The sequence below is a fragment of the Rhodococcus sp. OK611 genome (assembly GCF_003050885.1).
Taxonomy (GTDB): domain Bacteria; phylum Actinomycetota; class Actinomycetes; order Mycobacteriales; family Mycobacteriaceae; genus Rhodococcus_G; species Rhodococcus_G oryzae.
The window spans coordinates 357,865-374,742 of record NZ_QAOZ01000002.1 but is presented as its reverse complement, the minus strand read 5'-3'; the positions used below and the strand labels follow the sequence as shown (position 1 = coordinate 374,742).

General features: G+C 70.2%; 16 protein-coding genes. 6 read left to right on the top strand and 10 right to left on the bottom strand.

All coding sequences use genetic code 11. The features are described from left to right. Positions 1 to 34 precede the first annotated feature (34 nt). Together C8K38_RS03690 and C8K38_RS03685 are read left to right on the top strand one after the other, a co-directional pair. A complete protein-coding gene (locus tag C8K38_RS03690; protein ID WP_097210287.1) occupies positions 35 to 640 on the top strand; it encodes a TetR/AcrR family transcriptional regulator in 606 nt (201 codons plus the stop codon). Continuing rightward, a complete protein-coding gene (locus tag C8K38_RS03685) occupies positions 637 to 1,665 on the top strand; it encodes an SDR family oxidoreductase (RefSeq protein ID WP_097210286.1) in 1,029 nt (342 codons plus the stop codon). Before C8K38_RS03690 ends, C8K38_RS03685 begins: the two co-directional genes overlap by 4 nt. Here C8K38_RS03685 and C8K38_RS03680 read toward each other — a convergent pair. The 5 genes from C8K38_RS03680 to C8K38_RS03660 form a co-directional block, all read right to left on the bottom strand. Further along, positions 1,662 to 2,981 carry an SAM-dependent methyltransferase gene (locus tag C8K38_RS03680; RefSeq protein ID WP_097210285.1) on the bottom strand — a complete coding sequence of 440 codons (1,320 nt, stop codon included), beginning with the start codon at positions 2,979 to 2,981 and terminating at the stop codon, positions 1,662 to 1,664. The two genes, C8K38_RS03685 and C8K38_RS03680, sit on opposite strands and share 4 nt — an antisense overlap. Positions 2,982 to 3,101: 120 nt before the next feature. Next, positions 3,102 to 3,443 (bottom strand): hypothetical protein, encoded by a 342-nt coding sequence (locus tag C8K38_RS03675; protein WP_245221151.1) that lies wholly within the window; start codon positions 3,441 to 3,443, stop codon positions 3,102 to 3,104. 26 nt (positions 3,444 to 3,469) lie between these two features. Further along, a complete protein-coding gene (locus tag C8K38_RS03670; protein ID WP_257017045.1) occupies positions 3,470 to 4,006 on the bottom strand; it encodes a hypothetical protein in 537 nt (178 codons plus the stop codon). 20 nt (positions 4,007 to 4,026) lie between these two features. Then, on the bottom strand, positions 4,027 to 4,356 hold the full coding sequence (trxA, locus tag C8K38_RS03665; RefSeq protein ID WP_097210284.1) for a thioredoxin: 330 nt from the start codon (positions 4,354 to 4,356) through the stop codon (positions 4,027 to 4,029). 93 nt (positions 4,357 to 4,449) lie between these two features. Next, positions 4,450 to 4,875, bottom strand: coding sequence for a winged helix-turn-helix transcriptional regulator (locus C8K38_RS03660; RefSeq protein WP_077040672.1), 426 nt, complete (start codon positions 4,873 to 4,875; stop codon positions 4,450 to 4,452). Between the two features lie 128 nt (positions 4,876 to 5,003). Here C8K38_RS03660 and C8K38_RS03655 point away from each other — a divergent pair, with 128 nt between their 5' ends. From C8K38_RS03655 to fahA, 3 genes are read left to right on the top strand one after another with little or no spacing between them, the layout of a single operon-like run. After that, a complete protein-coding gene (locus C8K38_RS03655) occupies positions 5,004 to 6,197 on the top strand; it encodes a homogentisate 1,2-dioxygenase (RefSeq protein WP_097210283.1) in 1,194 nt (397 codons plus the stop codon). Beyond that, positions 6,194 to 7,072 (top strand): hypothetical protein, encoded by an 879-nt coding sequence (locus tag C8K38_RS03650; RefSeq protein WP_097210282.1) that lies wholly within the window; start codon positions 6,194 to 6,196, stop codon positions 7,070 to 7,072. The genes C8K38_RS03655 and C8K38_RS03650 overlap by 4 nt, the downstream gene beginning before the upstream one ends. Next, entirely contained in the window at positions 7,069 to 8,274 is a 1,206-nt protein-coding gene (gene fahA, locus C8K38_RS03645) for a fumarylacetoacetase (RefSeq protein WP_097210281.1), read from the top strand. Before C8K38_RS03650 ends, fahA begins: the two co-directional genes overlap by 4 nt. 4 nt (positions 8,275 to 8,278) lie before the next feature. Here fahA and C8K38_RS03640 read toward each other — a convergent pair whose 3' ends face one another. Beyond that, positions 8,279 to 9,256, bottom strand: a complete 978-nt coding sequence (locus C8K38_RS03640) for a DUF389 domain-containing protein (protein ID WP_097210280.1) — start codon at positions 9,254 to 9,256, stop codon at positions 8,279 to 8,281. A 149-nt stretch (positions 9,257 to 9,405) separates the two neighbouring features. Between C8K38_RS03640 and C8K38_RS03635 the strand changes: the two genes are divergently transcribed. Continuing rightward, positions 9,406 to 11,325 (top strand): acyl-CoA dehydrogenase family protein, encoded by a 1,920-nt coding sequence (locus C8K38_RS03635; protein WP_097210360.1) that lies wholly within the window; start codon positions 9,406 to 9,408, stop codon positions 11,323 to 11,325. A 25-nt stretch (positions 11,326 to 11,350) separates the two neighbouring features. Here the strand turns inward: C8K38_RS03635 and C8K38_RS03630 are convergent, their stop codons facing one another. The 4 genes from C8K38_RS03630 to C8K38_RS03615 form a co-directional block, all read right to left on the bottom strand. Beyond that, positions 11,351 to 13,159, bottom strand: a complete 1,809-nt coding sequence (locus C8K38_RS03630) for a glycoside hydrolase (RefSeq protein ID WP_179800443.1) — start codon at positions 13,157 to 13,159, stop codon at positions 11,351 to 11,353. Between the two features lie 192 nt (positions 13,160 to 13,351). Then, positions 13,352 to 14,641, bottom strand: a complete 1,290-nt coding sequence (locus C8K38_RS03625; protein WP_097210278.1) for a HAMP domain-containing sensor histidine kinase — start codon at positions 14,639 to 14,641, stop codon at positions 13,352 to 13,354. Between the two features lie 29 nt (positions 14,642 to 14,670). Further along, a complete protein-coding gene (locus C8K38_RS03620) occupies positions 14,671 to 15,333 on the bottom strand; it encodes a response regulator transcription factor (protein ID WP_097210277.1) in 663 nt (220 codons plus the stop codon). Between the two features lie 55 nt (positions 15,334 to 15,388). After that, on the bottom strand, positions 15,389 to 16,864 hold the full coding sequence (locus tag C8K38_RS03615; RefSeq protein ID WP_257017043.1) for a flavin-containing monooxygenase: 1,476 nt from the start codon (positions 16,862 to 16,864) through the stop codon (positions 15,389 to 15,391). Between the last annotated feature and the right edge of the window lie 14 nt (positions 16,865 to 16,878).

Sequence of the window (16,878 nt, the reverse complement as noted above, 5' to 3'; positions counted from 1 at the left end):
GCTAAAATATGTAGACCGGTCTATATTGAGATTCATGAAAAAGGGCGAGGAGACCAGGCTGCGGATGATCACGGTCATGGCGGCCGCAGTCGAGGAGAAGGGCGTGGCCGCGACCGGCGTCACCGAGGTACTCGAACGAAGCGGGGCGCCGCGCGGCTCGCTCTACTTCCACTTCCCCGGCGGCAAGGACGAGCTGGTCGAGGCCGCGCTCCGGCAGAGCGCGGGCACCCTCGACGACCTGATGGCCGGCTCCCTCAGCGGCTCCCCCGCGGATGTCATCGCCCGGATCCTGGAGGCGCTCGCCGACCGGCAGGTGGCCTCCGACTTCACCAAGGGCTGCCCGATCGCGACGGTCGCCCTCGAGACGGCGGGCACCGACCCGCTCGGCGGGGTGTGCGCCGAGATCTACGCCGACTGGGAGGCCTCCCTCGCGGACCTCATCGGCGACGCCGCGCTGGCCACCGAGGTCTTCGCCCTCATGGAGGGCGCACTCCTGGTCGGCCGGGTCCGGCGGTCCCGCGAACCCATCGACGCCGCGGTCCGCGCGGTCCGGAAACTCCTGGCGCGGAGCCCGCGGAGCGACCCGAACACACTCGCGCGGAGCCTGCGCAGCGACCCGAACAAACTGGAGGACTCATGAGCACGCCCGACACCCTCGTCATCGGCTCCACCGGACTGATCGGCCGATGGCTGATCCCCGAACTCACCCGCCAGGGCAGACACGTCGCCGCCATGGTCAGGAACGCGGCCGAACGCGGCGACGAGCTCCGCGGCTGGGTGGCCGCCCACGGCGGGAACACCGAGCTGCTGACCATCGTCGACGGGGACCTGACCGCGCCGGGTCTCGGTCTGGACCCGTTGCCCACCGTGCGCGACGTCTACAACCTGGGCGGCCGGTTCGCCTTCGGGCTCACCGAGTCCGAGGCCCGCGCGGTCAACGTCGACGGGGCCGTGGCCGCGCTGCGCTGGGCGCAGGAACTGCCGCGGCTGCGACGGTTCGTGCACATCAGCGGGTACCGCGTGGCGGGCGCCACCGTGAACTCCACGCTCTACCGCGACAAGGGCGCCTACGAGGCCAGCAAGGTCGAGGCCGACCACGCAGTGCGCGATCACGCCGAGGCCAACGGCATCGCATACGCGATCGTCAACCCGTCGACGGTCATCGGCGACTCCGTGACCGGCGAGACCACGCAGTTCATCGGGCTGGCCGACATGGTCCGCGACCTCCGCCGCGGCAAGCTCCCTGTGATCCCCGGCGGCAAGGACGTCTGGGTCCCCGTGGTCACCGCGGACTACTTCGCCCGGTTCCTCGCCGCCGTACCCGAGCACGCGGAACCCGGTGCGGCGCTGTGGGTTCTCGACGAGGACACGCCGCTGCTGGGCGACCTGCTCCGCGACGTCGCGCAGACACTCGGCGTGCGACCCCCTCGATTCCACGTGCCGGTCGGGCTGATCCGGCGGCTGCCCGCGCGGCTGACCGGCGCGGATCCGGAGACGCTCGGCTTCCTCTCCGCCGACCGGTACCCGACCGAATCCGCACGGGCACTCGCCGAGCGGGCGGGACTGGCGGCGCCTCCCCTGCCGCAGGCCATCCGGGCCTGGGTCGGCTACCTGGTCGCGAGCGACTTCGGGAAGCGCATCCCGGCTCCGACGCAGGTTCGCTAGTCCACCAACCACTCCCGCCGGGTCAGCGGCATCCCGCTGACACCGGTGGCGTCGGCGCGGACCGCGAGGACCTGGTGGATGGTGATCCGGCCCCGCTCGAAGGACAGCGCGCTCGCCGCCAGGTACAGCAGCCAGGTCCGCGCCCGCGCCGCGCCGACCAGGCGCACCGCCTCGTCCCAGTCGCGGCGCAGGTTGTCGACCCACTGGCGCAGGGTGCGCGCGTAGTGCTCGCGCAGCGCCTCGGAGTCCCGAACCTCGAGACCTGCCCGCTCCAGCGCGCCCGCAACGTGACTGAGCGGCAACAGTTCCCCGTCCGGGAAGATGTAGCGGTCGACGAAGGTCGGCTTCGGGTGTTTCTCGGTGACCAGCGGCGCGACGGAGGCGATCGCGTGGTTGAGCAGGCGTCCGCCTGGCCGCAGCAGGCTCGTCAACCGGTTCGCGTACTCGTCCAGCCGGGAGTCGCCAACGTGCTCGGACATCCCGATGCTGGAGATCGCGTCGTACGGGCCGTCGTCCACGTCCCGGTAGTCCTGGAGCCGGATCTGCACCCGGTCGGACAGCCCCGCCTCCGCGACACGGGCGGTTGCGAGCTCGCACTGCTCCCTGCTGATCGTCACGCCGACCACGCTCACCCCGTGCTCGCGTGCGGCGTGGATGGCCATAGAGCCCCAGCCGCAGCCGACGTCGAGCAGGCGCATGCCCGGGGCCAGCTCGAGTTTGCGGCAGATCAGCTCCAGCTTCGCCCACTGCGCCTGCTCCAGGGTGCCGGAGTCGCGGTCGGTCCAGTAGGCGCAGGAATAGACCATGCTCGGGCCGAGAAACAGTCGGTAGAAGTCGTTTCCGACGTCGTAGTGATGCGAGACGACTGCGGCGTCGCGCGCCTTGCTGTGCTTGGACCCGCGCCGCCTGCCGATCTCCTCGGCGGGTGGAGCAGGCGGCGGCCCCACCGCACCGAGCCGCAGGAAGCTCGACACCACCCGCCGGATTCCGGCCCGGTCGAGCGTGCGCAAGTCACGGCGGGCGACCCGCTCGATCACCTCCGGACCATCGAGCAGCGCGAAGATGTCCCCGTCGATCTCCATGTCGCCCGCGACATAGGACCGGCCGAGCCCCAGTTCGTTGGGGGACCACAGGATTCGGCGCAGCGCCCTGCGGTTCCGGAAGGCGACCGTGACCTCGGCGTCCGCCGAGCCCGCGACGGACCCGTCCCAGCACCGCACCCGCACCGGGAGCTGGCCACCCGCGATCGTCTCGAATGCCGACAGCAGCCGCGCGGCAGCAGTTCTCGAGCCCGGTTCGGTACGCGTTGCACTCATCGAGCCTCCAATGAGGTGTGCACTCCGGTCCCGTTCACCCTAAAACGCCCGCCGAGTGTGCGCCTCCCGACACTCCCACTCGGCCGATGCCCCAGCAGATGCACACTCGGCGGCCACGGCTCAGCGGCGGCGGGCCAGCTGACCGCAGAGCCAGGCGGTGTAGGCGAACAGGCCGACCGAGCCGAGGACCCGGGTCCGGCGGTAGACGATCGCCAGTCCGAGCAGCAGCTCCGTCGCGCCGTTGCGGTAGGTCCACTGCCGCGTCTCGCGGGGGAAGGCCTTCGCGGTCAGCCCGTCGAAGGCGCGTGGTGCGGTGAAGTGCGCAGCACCGGTGCCCGCCAGGGCCACACCGAGCACCCGCGCGGGAATGCTGTCCGCGCTGCGGGCCCGGATGACGACCGGGTTCTTCGGCTCCCTTCCTGCCACCAGAGCCTGTGCTGCCCTGCGCTTTCTGCGACTCATCTGTCCTCCTGGGTGTGTGGATGGGGCTAGAGCAACTGGACGTTGGCGAGCTTCCACTCGCCGCCGTCGCGGACGAGGGAGAGCTGCATGCGGTTTCGGTCCACCCACGGTTCCTGCGAGTTGGAATTGGTGACGGTCTGGTCGAGGAACACGACCACCTCCGCACTGTCAGGGCCGGTCTCCGCGAGTCCGGCCGCGATGATCTCGGCCGACGAGGTGGCCTTGTACTGCACGATCATGTCCTTGAGGTTCGACGCCACCTGCGTGTACTGCCCGGCGAACTCGCCCACCGAGTTCCCCCGGACCACGGACAGGTTGTTGTCGAGGTTCTCGAAGCTGTACGTCGCCAGGTCGGTGGCGAATCGCCGACCCGCGTCGAGGGCCTCCGTCCTGGCCTGCTCCTGCTGGTGGTCCGCCCAGATCGTGTACGAACCCCAGCCGAGAAGGCCGAGCAGGACCACCCCGGCGGCGATCGCCGCCGGCGCGCGTCGGGTGAGGCGCCTGCCCTTTCCGAGTGTGCACCTGCCGGCGCATCGCCCGAGAGCGAGCGCCAGCAGGTGCACACTCGGCGATCAGCGCGGGGTCAGGCGGCAGGCAGATGCGGTTCCAGCGCCCGCATGATCGCCGCGCGGGGCTTGGCGCCGACCATCGTCGTGACCACGTCTCCGCCGATGAACAAGGCCATGGTCGGCATGCTCATCACCTGATACTCCCTGGCGATCCCGGGATTCTCGTCGACATCCAAGGCGATGACGGCGAGGCGACCGGCCTCCTCGTCGGCGATCTGCTCGAGGACCGGCGCGACCATCTTGCACGGCGGGCACCAGCTCGCGGTGAACTCGACGAGGACTGGCGTCTCGGACGAGAGCACGTCGGCGGCGAAGGCGGCATCGGTGGTGGTGGCCAGGGACATGGAGCACTCCTTTGTCTCGGTACTTGCTGAACTCGGTACGTGCTGACTCGGTACTTGCTGTCTCGATATCTGCTGCGGGGTCGAGCGTCGAACTCAGCGGTTGACCTGGGCGATGACTCGGTCGTGCACGTCCGCGTCCCCGCCGCATTCACACACCAGGCGCGCGGTCACCCGGCCGCCGCAGCCCGTGTGCCGGTAGACCACCTCGGGCACCCCGCCGTCGGCGAGGTGCTTCTCCCCCCAGTCGGAGAACGCGGCCAGCACCGGCAGCAGGTCCAGCCCCGCATCGGTGAGGACGTACTCCTGCCTGGCCCGGCTGCCCGGGACCCGGTAGTCCCTGGTGGCCAGCACGCCCGCGGCGATGAGCCGCTGCAGGCGGTCCGACAGCACCCCGCGCGGCGCGCCGGTGGCGGCCCGGAGCTCGTCGAAGCGGCGGAGGCCGAGCGCGACCTCGCGCACGATCAGCAGGGCCCACCGCTCGCCGACCACGGCGAGGGTTTCGGAGAGGGTGCACGTCACAGTGCTGAGTCTAGACCCAGGACTTAGCTATCTGCCAGGCCAGCGGCGATATAGTGGCGACTGATGTGATCCGCATCACATCACGGGGCCGAGGGGGCGGTCCGAAGCGCGACGCCGGGAGGAACGCCATGCCCTTCTACCGCCAGGTCGGCCAGGTGCCACCGAAGCGACACACGCAATTCCGCGCGCCCGGCGGCGACCTCTATCGCGAGGAACTCATGGGCGAGGAGGGCTTCTCCTCCGACTCCGCGCTGCTGTACCACCTCGGCACCCCCTCGGCGATCGTCGACTCGACGGCATGGGAACTCCCCGACCAGTCGCTGACGCCCAATCACCCCCTCCGGTCGCGGCACCTCAAGCTCCACGAGCTGGCGCGGAGCCCGGGGGACACCGACCCCGTGACCGGTCGACGGCTAGTGCTCGGCAACGACGACGTCCGGATCTCCTACGTCGCGGCGCAGCAGGATTCGCCCCTGTACCGGAACGCCGTCGGCGACGAGTGCGTCTTCGTCGAGTCCGGATCCGCCACCGTCGAGACCGTGTTCGGAGCGTTCGGCGCCCACCGCGGCGATTACGTCCTGCTCCCGCGCGGCACCACCCATCGGTGGCTGCCGAACCCCGGTGAACCGTTGTGCGCGTACGCGATCGAATCGAGCAGCCACATCGGGCCCGTCCACCGCTACCTGTCACGATTCGGACAGCTGCTCGAGCACTCACCCTATTGCGAACGCGACCTGCACGCACCGACCGAGCCGCTGCTGCGCGACGGCACCGACGTCGAGGTGCTGGTCAAGCACCGCGGCAACACCGGGCTGGTCGGCACCCGCCTGGTCTGCCCCACCCACCCGTTCGATGTGGTCGGGTGGGACGGCTGCCTCTACCCGTACACCTTCAACGTCGCCGATTTCGAACCGATCACCGGACGGGTGCACCAGCCCCCGCCCGCCCATCAGGTGTTCGAGGGAGCGGGGTTCGTGATCTGTAACTTCGTGCCGCGTAAGGTCGACTATCACCCGCTCGCCATCCCGGTGCCGTACTACCACTCCAACGTGGACTCCGACGAGGTCATGTTCTACGTCGACGGCGACTACGAGGCGCGCAAGGGCTCTGGCATCGGTCGCGGCTCGATCTCCTTGCACCCCGGGGGAATCGCGCACGGACCGCAGCCGGGGGCGGCCGAGGCCAGCATCGGCGCCGAGTATTTCGACGAGCTCGCCGTCATGGTCGACACGTTCCGGCCGCTCGCGCTGGGCGAGGGCGGGCTGGCGGTCGAGGATCCCTCGTATGCCTGGTCCTGGTCGGGTCGGGGGCCGTCGTCATGACCGCCCTACTCGCGCACCTGGTCGACGACGCAGGCCTGTTCGAACCCGCCGGGCTCGACATGGCGGCGGCGGTGACCCGCCACCGCCGCGACCTCGCGTCCGGTCAACCGATGCTCACGCACCGGTTCGTGTGCCCCGCGTCGCGGATCCCCGAGCTGCTCGGCCACCTCGATGCCGACGACCGGTTCGCGGTGCTGATCACCGCGGACGTGCCGGTACTCGCGGATGCCCTTGCGGCACTACACCACTCCCCCTGCACCGAGCTGGTGGGCATCGAGTCGAGGCTGATGGCGGGACACGGGGACCTGGCTGCGTTGATCGATGCCGCCGGGGGCGCGAAAGCGGCGGTGCCCTTGTTCGTGGAGCCAGCGACGTTCGCCGACACCGCCGGGGTGATCTCCGCGCTGGCCGAGCGCCGGGCCGGAGACGGGGCGCCGCTCGGGGTGAAGCTGCGCTGCGGCGGGACCGACGCCGAACTGTTCCCGACGCCGGCCGCGCTGGCCGTCGCGCTGGTCGCGGCCGCGGGCGCGGGGGTGCCCGCCAAGGCCACGGCCGGGCTGCACCACGCGATCCGGCAGATCGACCCGGCGACCGGCCTCACCCATCACGGGTTCCTCAACCTGGTGCTGGCCGCGGACGCCGCGCGATCCGGATCGGCCGCGGCGACCGCCGCGATGCTGGCCGACGAGGACCGGGACCGGCTGCGCGGGGTCGCCCGCGCGCTGCACGACCCGGTGCCTGCCCGGGCGGTGCTGACCTGTTTCGGGTCGTGCGACACCGAGACCCCGATGCTCGAGGCGGTCCGGCTCGGCCTCGCGCCCACCCGATCGGGCGGCGGCCCTGCCACTTTCGGACTGGGAGGGGCCCAGGAATGACCGACGGTGTTGTTTCGAGCGACCTGCAAGCAGTCGCAAGCGGGGCTGAACTCCCGTACGGCGTGTTCTCCACCGGCGCCCTGCACCGGCACATCGGCGTCGCGATCGACGACCAGGTGCTCGACCTCACCTCCGTCATCGACGAGGCCGCGCTGCGGTCGACCACCCTCAACGCCTTCCTCGCCCTCGGTCGCGCCCGCTGGGCGGAGGTACGCGCCGAGATCACCGCGCTGGTGACGGACCCGGCGAACCGGCAGCGGATCCGGCCGTATCTGCACCCGCTGTCCGAGGTGCAGATGCACCTGCCGTTCGACGTCGCCGATTATGTGGACTTCTACGCGTCCGAGCAGCACGCCACCAACCTGGGTCGGATGTTCCGTCCCGGCGAGCCGCCGCTACCGCCGAACTGGAAGCACCTGCCGATCGGCTATCACGGCCGCGCCGGCACGGTCGTACCGTCCGGCACCGCCATCGTGCGGCCGACCGGCCAGCGCAAGGCCCCGGACGAGTCGTCGCCAACCGACGGTCCGACCCGCAGGCTCGACATCGAGGTCGAGCTGGCTTTCGTGGTCGGTACCCCGAGCGATCTCGGAACTTGCATCCGGACAGCGGACTTCGCCGATCACGTCTTCGGCGTCGTCCTGCTCAACGACTGGTCCGCCCGCGACCTGCAGTCCTGGGAGTACGTGCCGCTCGGCCCCTTCCTCGGCAAGTCCTTCGCCACCTCGATCTCGCCGTGGGTGGTACCCCTGGCCGCGCTGGAGGCAGCCCGGCTGCCCATCGGGCCGCAGCACCCGGAGCCGCTCGAATACCTGCGCGACACCGAGAACTGGGGCCTGGACATCGATTTCGAGGTCCAGCTGAACGGGCAGGTCGTCTCCCGGCCCCGCTACCGCGGGATGTACTGGTCGCCCGCACAGATGTTGGCGCACCTGACCGCCAACGGCGCCCGCCTGCGCACCGGTGACCTGTTCGCCTCGGGGACCGTCTCCGGGCCCGGACGCGACCAGGTCGGGTCGCTGATCGAGCTGACCGACGCGGGCCGGGCACCGATCACCCTGGCCGACGGCAGCACCCGCGCCTTCCTCGAGGACGGCGACGTGGTGACCATCGCGGCCACCGCGCCCTCCCCCGCAGGCGGACGGTTCGGGCTCGGCGCGGTGACCGGGACGATCCTGCCCGCGGTGCCGCGCAGGAGGTGAACCGCTACCCGTCGCCCTCGACTCGTTGACCGACGGTGTGTTGCACCACCACGGCCGGATTCCAGGGGACGATCTCGTCCACCGAGGCTTGGAGGTCGTCGATCGGTGGTAGGTCGGCCGGGCTCGTGACATCGACGAGGACGGTGTCCGACTGGACCGTGACCGTGCCGACCTCGGCGGACGGGGTCCCGCTGAGCCACTGCTCCGTGGCATCGCGCACCTGGCTCGCCCAGAGACTCGAGAGCGAATTGAGCACCATCGGGACGGCCACGACGACGGACGCCGCGGCGATGGCGAGGTAGGCGCGAGTGCGCCGAACTGTCCCGGGGGTTTCGGCCGCATCACGCGCGTAGCCCGCGAGCATGAGGACCATCGTGCAGGCGGTGACGAGGGCCAGCATGTTCGACAGGAACAGCACCAGCGCCCCGGCGGCGAGGGACGGCGCCCCCGACCCGAGGCAGACCCCGACCACTCCCAGCGGCGGCACGAGCGAGATCGCGATCGCCACGCCGGGGAGCACGTCACCGACGTCGCGCCGGGCGATGGCGATCGATCCGGCGAACCCGGTCGCGATCGCGGCCAGCAGATCCATCAGGGTCGGCGAGGTCCGCCCGGTCACCTGCGAATTGGTCAGCACATTGGTGGGATTCGGGAGAAGCTGCGCGATCAACGCGCCGAGCGCGACGACGGCGATGGCACTGACGAGGACGTACAGCAGGCTCCGGCCCACCGCCCCGGCCCGCGCGGTGACGATGCCGAGCCCGATGCCCAGGATCGGCGTCGAGAGCGGGGCCACGATCATCGCTCCGATGACGGTGGCGGTGGAGTCGCTGATCACGCCTGCGACGGCGATCGTCGCGGACAGCAGCAACATCAGCCAGTAGGCCGACCGTTTCGCGGTGACATCGCCGACCTCGAGGTCCAGGCGATCGCCGAGCTCGTCGAGGGTGCGGCGTTGGTTGTCGGGTATCAGCGTGATCATCGTCGTCCTCGCGCATCGGCATCTCGACCCTGACCTGGCGAGGTCAGCATAGGACTGTGGGCACCCTCCGAGCGGCACCGTCGACCCGCGCGCCGGAACGCGCCGCGACGCCGGCGCACGGCGGCCATCGCTGCGCTACCGTCGGACTCATGGCCACCACAGCGGACCACCTGCGGACCACACTCGACGGGCAGTGGCGGGAGGTGCGCGAGAAGGTCCGGGTGGACCTGACCCGCGAGGAATTCGCCCCGCACTTCACCCCCGACCTCAAGGCCGCCAGGGCCACGGCGCTCGATCAGATGCGGATTCTCGCCGAATCCGGCTACGCGGCCAACGGCTTCGCGGCCGCGCACGGCGGTACCGGCGACGTCGGCGCCGCGGTGACGAGCATCGAGATGCTCGCCATGTCGGACCTCTCGCTGATGGTCAAGGCGGGCGTCCAGTGGGGTCTGTTCGGCGGCGCCATCGAGAACCTGGGCACCGCACGCCATCACGCGGCCTACGTCAAGCCGCTGATCGATCTCGACCTGCTCGGCTGCTTCGCGATGACCGAGACCGGCCACGGCAGCGACGTCCAGGCACTGGAGACCACCGCGACCTACGACCCGGCCACGCAGGAATTCGTGATCGACTCCCCCACACCGTCGTCCCGCAAGGACTACATCGGCGGTGCGGCCCAACACGCCCGGATGGCAGCGGTATTCGCCCAGTTGATCACCGCGGCACCGGGCGAGGAGGCGACGTCACGGGGCGTGCACTGCTTCGTGGTGCCGATCCGCGGCGAGGACGGCGCCGACCTGCCGGGGGTCACCACCTCCGACTGCGGCCACAAGGGCGGTCTGCCCGGGGTCGACAACGGCCGGATCGTCTTCGACCAGGTGCGGGTGCCGCGGGAGAACCTGCTCAACAAATACGCCGACGTGGCTGAGGACGGGACGTACTCCTCCCCGATCGAGAACCCGAACCGGCGCTTCTTCACCATGGTGGGCACCCTGATCCGCGGCCGCGTCACCGTCGGCGGGGCCGCGGGCGCCGCCGCCCGGGTGGCGCTGAGCATCGCGACCCGATACGCGTTGCAGCGCAGGCAGTTCGACAAGCCCAAGAATGATGACGAGGTCCTCATCATGGACTATCTGGTACACCAGCGCCGGCTGCTGCCGCTGATCGCGAAGTCCTACGCCCTGCACTTCGCGCAGAACCAGCTGGTGACCCGGCTGCACGACATCCAGACCGCGGACGAGGTGGACCCGCAGGAGCAGCGCGAGCTGGAGGCAAGGGCCGCCGGGCTCAAGGCCGCAAACACCTGGCACGCCACCCGCGCTATCCAGGAATGCCGCGAGGCCTGCGGCGGCGCCGGGTATCTCACCGAGAACCGGCTCGTCGCGCTCAAGGCCGACACCGACGTGTTCACCACCTTCGAGGGCGACAACCACGTGCTCACCCAGCTGGTCGCGAAGGAGCTGCTCACCGCGTATGCCGACGAGGTGCGCGGCATGAGTCCCGTCGACTGGATGCGCTTCGCCGCCACCACCGTCTCCGACGTGGTCAAGAAGCGCACCGCGGCCCAGCAGATCATCCAGACCATCCTCGACACCCGGCAGGACAACGAGGAGGACGGCAGCCTGTTCAACCGGGGCACGCAGCTGAAGATGTTCGAGGATCGCGAGGAATACCTGCTGTCCACGGCGGCCCGGCGGCTGCAGGGCGCGCAGAAGCGCGAGGACGACCCGTTCGACGCCTTCAACTCCGTGCAGGACCATGTGCTGCGCGCGGCCGAGGCGCACATCGACCGGGTGGTGCTGGAGGCGTTCGTCGCGGGCATCGACTCGTGCGAGGACGAGGAGGCCGCCGACCTGCTCGGTGACCTGTGTGACCTGTACGCGCTCACGGTCATCGAGGACGACAAGGCCTGGTTCATGGAGCACCGGCACCTGTCCGTCGAGCGCGCGAAGGCGGTGACCCGCGGCGTCAACGAACGCTGTCGGACCCTGCGCCCGCACGCCCTGACCCTGATCGAGGGGTTCGCGGTGCCGGAGTCCACGCTCGGCGCGGCGATGCTGGGCGGCTGATCGGCGGCCCGCCCGCGGCGTCTCGTCACGGACACAGCGTCGTCACCTCGCCGCCGATCGATGCGGCCACGCAGCCCGGCTGCACCGCGCCGAGGTCGGCATCCTCGAAAGCGCGGTCGCCGAAGTTCGCCGTGACCTCGAGCGTTCCGTCGCCAAAGGTGGTGCGCTGCACCGTGCGATCCTCGGTCAGCCGGCGGAAGTCGGTCATCGGCTCGGTTCCGGCGGCCTCCTGGATGGTGGCGAAGAACTTCTGCATGGTCGCCATCCGCGGACCCTCCTCCGCGATGGTCTGTGCGTTCAGCGCGTAGTTCAACGGCGTGTTGTAGAGCATCGCGAGCAGCGCGCGGGTGGTCTGCTCGGACGGCAGCTTGTTGAAGGAGAGCTCCCACCGATCCGTGCTGACCACCGAATCGTGCAGCACCGTCTCGTACAGCGGCACACGGTACTTCGGGTCGAACATCCCGGTTCGCAGCTTCGCCGGCAACTCGACCGGCTTGAAGAAGGCCGCCGGTCCGTTCTTCCCCCAGTACGCACCCCACGTCGCCTTGTCCCGTTCCACCTTCCAGAGGTCGTTCAGCACCGGGGTGCTCGAGCCGTGGCTGAAAGCCACGACGCCGTTGGCCCACGACCCGACCGTCTCCGATCCCAGCACCAGGTCCTCGCCGATCACCCCCATGCGATCGAGGCGGTTCTGCCGGTCCCCGGACTGGGTCATCCGATGATCGGGGCTGTGGTCGTCGAACACCTCACCCGTCGCATCGACGTCGAGGAAATAGCTGTTCGCACCGTTGTCCACCTTTGCGGCGACCCGACTCGCCAACAGGTCCGGACGCGCAGCCAGCGCCTGCGAGCTCAGGTAGCAGCCCCTGCCGCCAAATCCGCCCACCCGCTCGCCGTTCTCGTCGACGACGCAGTCCCCCGGCCATACCCCGTCGGGCCATCGGGACGACGGATTGTCGACCTCGCCCGCCGGGTCCTGCGCGTTGCCGAAGGTGTCGTACGGGCCGACGAGATAGCCCGCGGCCGTTGCCGTCTCGACGGCCTCTCTGCTCATCGGCTGCTCGTCCGAGTCGTAGCCCAGCCACATTCTCGAGAGGCCGAGCTCCTCGAGCCTGCGCATCGACTCGGGGGTGCGGCCGTCGCCCCACAGGTAGGCGTGGAAGGCGCCGACGAGCTTCTCGGTGTCCGGGTTCTCGGCGATCTTCTCCTTCAGGGTGCGCAGGCCGCCCTGCTGCAGCAGCAGCGCGCGGTAGTCCTTCGCCGCTGCCACCGGCGATCCGTCGGTGACCGACAGTGCCACGGTGTACGTGCCGGTGCCCCTGGCCTCACTGAACTCGTGCACGGACGTGCCGCGCAGCCGGCCATCGACCGAGCTGAACCCGAGGGTGGTGCCGATGTCGGTCGGGACCAGGTAGCTCGCACCGAGCGCGCCTGCGCTGTATCCCCAGAACGGCATGGTCAGGTCCTGCAGCCGTTCGCCCTCCTCCCCGACCAGGCCGGTGTCGGGGTCGTTCCAGAAGACGTCGTCGACCGGGATGCTCAGCCCCTCACCCCGCGGCAACTGCAGGTCCCGCGCACCCGCGCCCGTCACCGGCCACGCCAGCTCCTGATCGCCGCCGCCGGTCATGTCGACGACGAGCCGACCGTCCCGCACGCTCGCCGTGACGTCGAGACCGCGTTCGGGATACGACCAGTGCGCGCGGTCGGCGTCCACCGAGATCTTCCCGGGTGCTCCCAGGTCCGTCGCAGCGGCGGCGGACAGCTCGACGGGGCCGCGAACGGTCAGGTCGTTCACGTCAACCCGCGCCTCACCGCCCGCAATCGGCACGATCACCGAGCTCCCGTCCACGCGTATCGCCGAATCAGACTGCCCTGCAGAACATCCCGTTGCCGCGAGCGCCAATGCCACGGCGCCCACCGTTGCCGTGGCGACAGCTCGAGTCGATTTCAGTGCTCTCATGATCAGCGAAAGTAGGCGCCGAACGTTAGAGAAAGATCAGAGCAGCCCGCCGAGCGGCAGACGGGCTCACCGGGAGGGTGGCAACCGCACCGCGAAGAGCGCACCGCCGTCGGATGCATTTGCCGCGGTGATCATCGCCCCGTGTGCTCGGGCGATCTGCTGCGCCATGGCGAGACCGAGCCCGGACCCCGCGGTGCCCCTCGAGCGCGCCGATCGGTAGAAGCGCTCGAAGACCAGACCCAGGTCCGCCTCGTCGATGCCGGGGCCGTGATCGCGCACCGTGAGGACGCCCTCCGCAAGGGCGATGTCGACCGCGCCGCCTGCCGCGCTGAACTTGGCCGCGTTGTCGACCAGGTTCGAGACGAGCTTCGCCAGCCGCGCGCGGGTTCCGTGCACGGTGTGCGCGCTGACCGAAACCCGGAAGTCGATCTCCGGCCAGTGCGCGCGGGCAGCCTCGACGACCTCCGCCACGACGTCGTCGAACGCCACGTCCTCGGCCGCGATATCCGGTTCGGATCCCTGTGCGAGGTCGACGATGTCGTCGATCAGCGTGCGCATGTCGGCGGTGCTGCGTGCCAGCGCCGCCCGCACCCTTGTCTGCTGCTCGTCGGTCAACCCGTCGCCTCTCGCCAGCAGTTCGGCGTTCGCGATGATCCCAGTCAACGGTGTCCTCAGCTCGTGCGAGGCGTCGGAGACGAGCTGACGCTGCGCGCGGAGAGCGTCGTCGAGGGCCCGCAGCATGGTGTTGATCGATTCGCCGAGCTGCGCCAGTTCGTCGGAGCCGTCCACGACGATCTCCCGACTCGGGTCGCGTTCCTTCGCGACCCACTGCGCCTCGCGGGAGAGTCGGGCGACCGGCCGGAGCGTGTAGCGCGCCACCGCGTAGCCGAGCGCAGCGCTGATCACGATGCCGACGCCGCACAGCAACGCAAGGAACCTGGCGATCCGGTCCAGCGCCCGGAATTGCTGATCGGCGCGGACGGCGACCAACAGCGCACCGCCGTCCAGCAGCGGGGTCACGTACATCCGACCGGGAAGGCCCACGAGATCGATGTTCGTCAGGAATGGATCCGACTCGCCTCTGATGACGGCGTCGACGCCCTCCGGTTCCGGCAGCACGACGGGCCGCTCGTCCACGGTCTCGAGCACCTCGAAGCACGCAGGCGAGGCGAGCGTCGCGCATTCGGTCCCATCGCCCAGGTCCTTGCCCGCGTGCAGTTGCAGCTGCAGCGCGGTCGCCTCCCGGATCAGTCCGAGATCCAGGCTCCGGTACACCTCGCGGGAGGAGATCCAGTAGGCCCCGGCCGCGCAGGCGAGCACCACCGCCGCCACGGCGAGCGACGTGACGATCGCCATGCGCGTCCGGATGGGCAGGCGGCCCCGCCTCACGGCGGCGCCAACCGATAGCCGAGGCCGCGGACGGTCTGGATGATGCGCGGCTCGCCGCCCGATTCCAGCTTCGTGCGGAGATAGCTGACGTAGACGGCCAGCGAATTGGACTGGGGTCCGAAGTCGTGCCCCCAGACCCGGTCGGTGATGACCTCCCGCGTCAGCGTCTGACCGGCATTGGCCAGCAGCAGCTCGAGCAGCGCGAACTCGGTCTGCGTGAATTCGATGCTCCGACCCGAACGGACACCGCGCCGGGTCTCCGGGTCGATCGTGAGGTCCCCGAATTCCACCGCCTCGGGGGGCGCCGCCCGGCGCAGCAGCGCCCGCACCCTGGCCGCCAGTTCATCGATGTCGAAGGGCTTCGGCAGGTAGTCGTCCGCGCCGGCGTCGAGCCCGGCGATCCTGTCGCCCACCTCGGAGCGGGCCGTCAGCACCAGGATCGGGATCCGATCGCCCTGCCCCCGCAGCAGCCGGCACACCGACAGCCCGTCGACACCCGGCATCATGACGTCGAGCACCATCGCCGCGAAGGTGTCCTGCGCGATCGCCGCCAGCGCCGCGCTCCCGTCGCCCACCGACCGCACCTCGTGTCCATCGAGTTCGAGCGCGGTCACGACGGCCTCCCGCACCGAGGGATCGTCGTCGACGACAAGGATCATCTCCCCATCGTGCCCGACGTCGGTCCGCCCCGGCCACGACTGTCGCCGGTCGACCTCAGAGGAGATGGTGGTCGCGCCTGCTCACCCGCCGGGTCCGCAACCAGTACTGCCACGAGAATCCCGGCCACACAGAGTGGTTGGTTCCGTTGGCGTCGACGTACCAGCTCGAGCACCCACCCGTGCTCCAGACCGCGGTGCCCAGGCGCGCGTGCAGGTCGTCGTGGAAGGCGGCCTGCGCGTCCGCGCGGACGTCGAGGGCGCTCACACGCTCGCGGTCGACCAGTTCCATCGCCCGCAGCGCGTACCGCACCTGTGACTCGATCATGAACACCACCGAGTTGTGCCCCAGCCCGGTGTTGGGCCCGGTGAGGAAGAACGCGTTGGGCAGGCCCGAGACCGAGATGCCCAGATGGGTTCGGATCCCGTCCCGCATCCACCGCTCCTGCAGGGTCACCCCGTCGCGGCCGGCGAGGGGTAGCCGGGCCAGCGAGCCGGCCACCCGGAAACCGGTCGCGTACACGATGACGTCCGCCGCGCGGGTCGTCCCGTCCGCGGTGACGATGCCGTCCGGCGTGATCTCGGCGATCCGGTCCGCGATCAGCTCCGTGCCCGGCCGGGCCACCGCCGGGAAGTAGTTGTCGGAGCGCAGTATTCGCTTGCAGCCGATCCGGTAGTCCGGGGTGAGCTTCGCCCGCAGAGCGGGGTCCGGGATCTGGCGGCGGAGGTGCCGCTCGGCCCGCCACTCCATCGGCCGGGTCAGGGCTGGGCGCCCGTTGAGGCCGATGGCAAGCAGTTCGGCGTTCCAGTAGGTCAGGCTCCTGACGAGTCCGCGGAGGACCGGTACCCGCCCGACCGCGCGCGTGAGCCGCCCGGCCTCCCGGCGCGGCAACACCCAGGGCGGCGTGCGCTGGTACAGCTGGACCGAGCCGGCCACGGCCGCGAGCTCGGGCACCATCTGGATCGCGCTCGCGCCGGTTCCGATGACCGCGACCCGCTTGCCGGTGAGGTCGACGCTGTGGTCCCATCGCGCCGAATGAAACGCGGGCCCACCGAAGGACGCGGCCCCCGGTGTCTTCGGCACCTTGGGCAGATGGAGGGCTCCGGTGCCGACCACCAGGTACTGCGCCACGAACTCCAGGCCGGTGGTGGTGAACAGGTGCCACCGCCCGTCGACCTCGTCCCAATGACCGCGCTCGACCTCGACGCCGAACTCGATCTTGTCCCGGAGGCCGTACTTGACGCTCACCTTGCGGAGGTAGCGGAGGATCTCCGGCTGCGATGCCCGGACTCCGCCCCACGCCTGCTGTTCGAAGGAATACGAGTAAAGGGCGGACGGCACGTCGCACTCGCAGCCGGGGTACGTGTTCTCCCGCCAGGTGCCGCCGACGTCCTCGGCCTTCTCGAGCACGATGAAGTCGTCATGACCCGCTCGGGTCAGGCCTGCCGCCATGCCGAGCCCGGCGAAGCCCGCCCCGATGACCACCACCCGGGTGTGCCGAACCTCTCCACGACCTGTCACTGCCTGCTTCACCGATCTCCCTGCCC

Coding starts and splice junctions, on each gene's coding strand:
- C8K38_RS03690 (WP_097210287.1), top strand. CDS start 35: ATGAAAAAGGGCGAGGAGACCAGGCTGCGGATGATCACGGTCATGGCG.
- C8K38_RS03685 (WP_097210286.1), top strand. CDS start 637: ATGAGCACGCCCGACACCCTCGTCATCGGCTCCACCGGACTGATCGGC.
- C8K38_RS03680 (WP_097210285.1), bottom strand. CDS start 2,981: ATGAGTGCAACGCGTACCGAACCGGGCTCGAGAACTGCTGCCGCGCGG.
- C8K38_RS03675 (WP_245221151.1), bottom strand. CDS start 3,443: ATGAGTCGCAGAAAGCGCAGGGCAGCACAGGCTCTGGTGGCAGGAAGG.
- trxA (WP_097210284.1), bottom strand. CDS start 4,356: ATGTCCCTGGCCACCACCACCGATGCCGCCTTCGCCGCCGACGTGCTC.
- C8K38_RS03655 (WP_097210283.1), top strand. CDS start 5,004: ATGCCCTTCTACCGCCAGGTCGGCCAGGTGCCACCGAAGCGACACACG.
- C8K38_RS03650 (WP_097210282.1), top strand. CDS start 6,194: ATGACCGCCCTACTCGCGCACCTGGTCGACGACGCAGGCCTGTTCGAA.
- fahA (WP_097210281.1), top strand. CDS start 7,069: ATGACCGACGGTGTTGTTTCGAGCGACCTGCAAGCAGTCGCAAGCGGG.
- C8K38_RS03640 (WP_097210280.1), bottom strand. CDS start 9,256: ATGATCACGCTGATACCCGACAACCAACGCCGCACCCTCGACGAGCTC.
- C8K38_RS03635 (WP_097210360.1), top strand. CDS start 9,406: ATGGCCACCACAGCGGACCACCTGCGGACCACACTCGACGGGCAGTGG.
- C8K38_RS03625 (WP_097210278.1), bottom strand. CDS start 14,641: ATGGCGATCGTCACGTCGCTCGCCGTGGCGGCGGTGGTGCTCGCCTGC.
- C8K38_RS03620 (WP_097210277.1), bottom strand. CDS start 15,333: ATGATCCTTGTCGTCGACGACGATCCCTCGGTGCGGGAGGCCGTCGTG.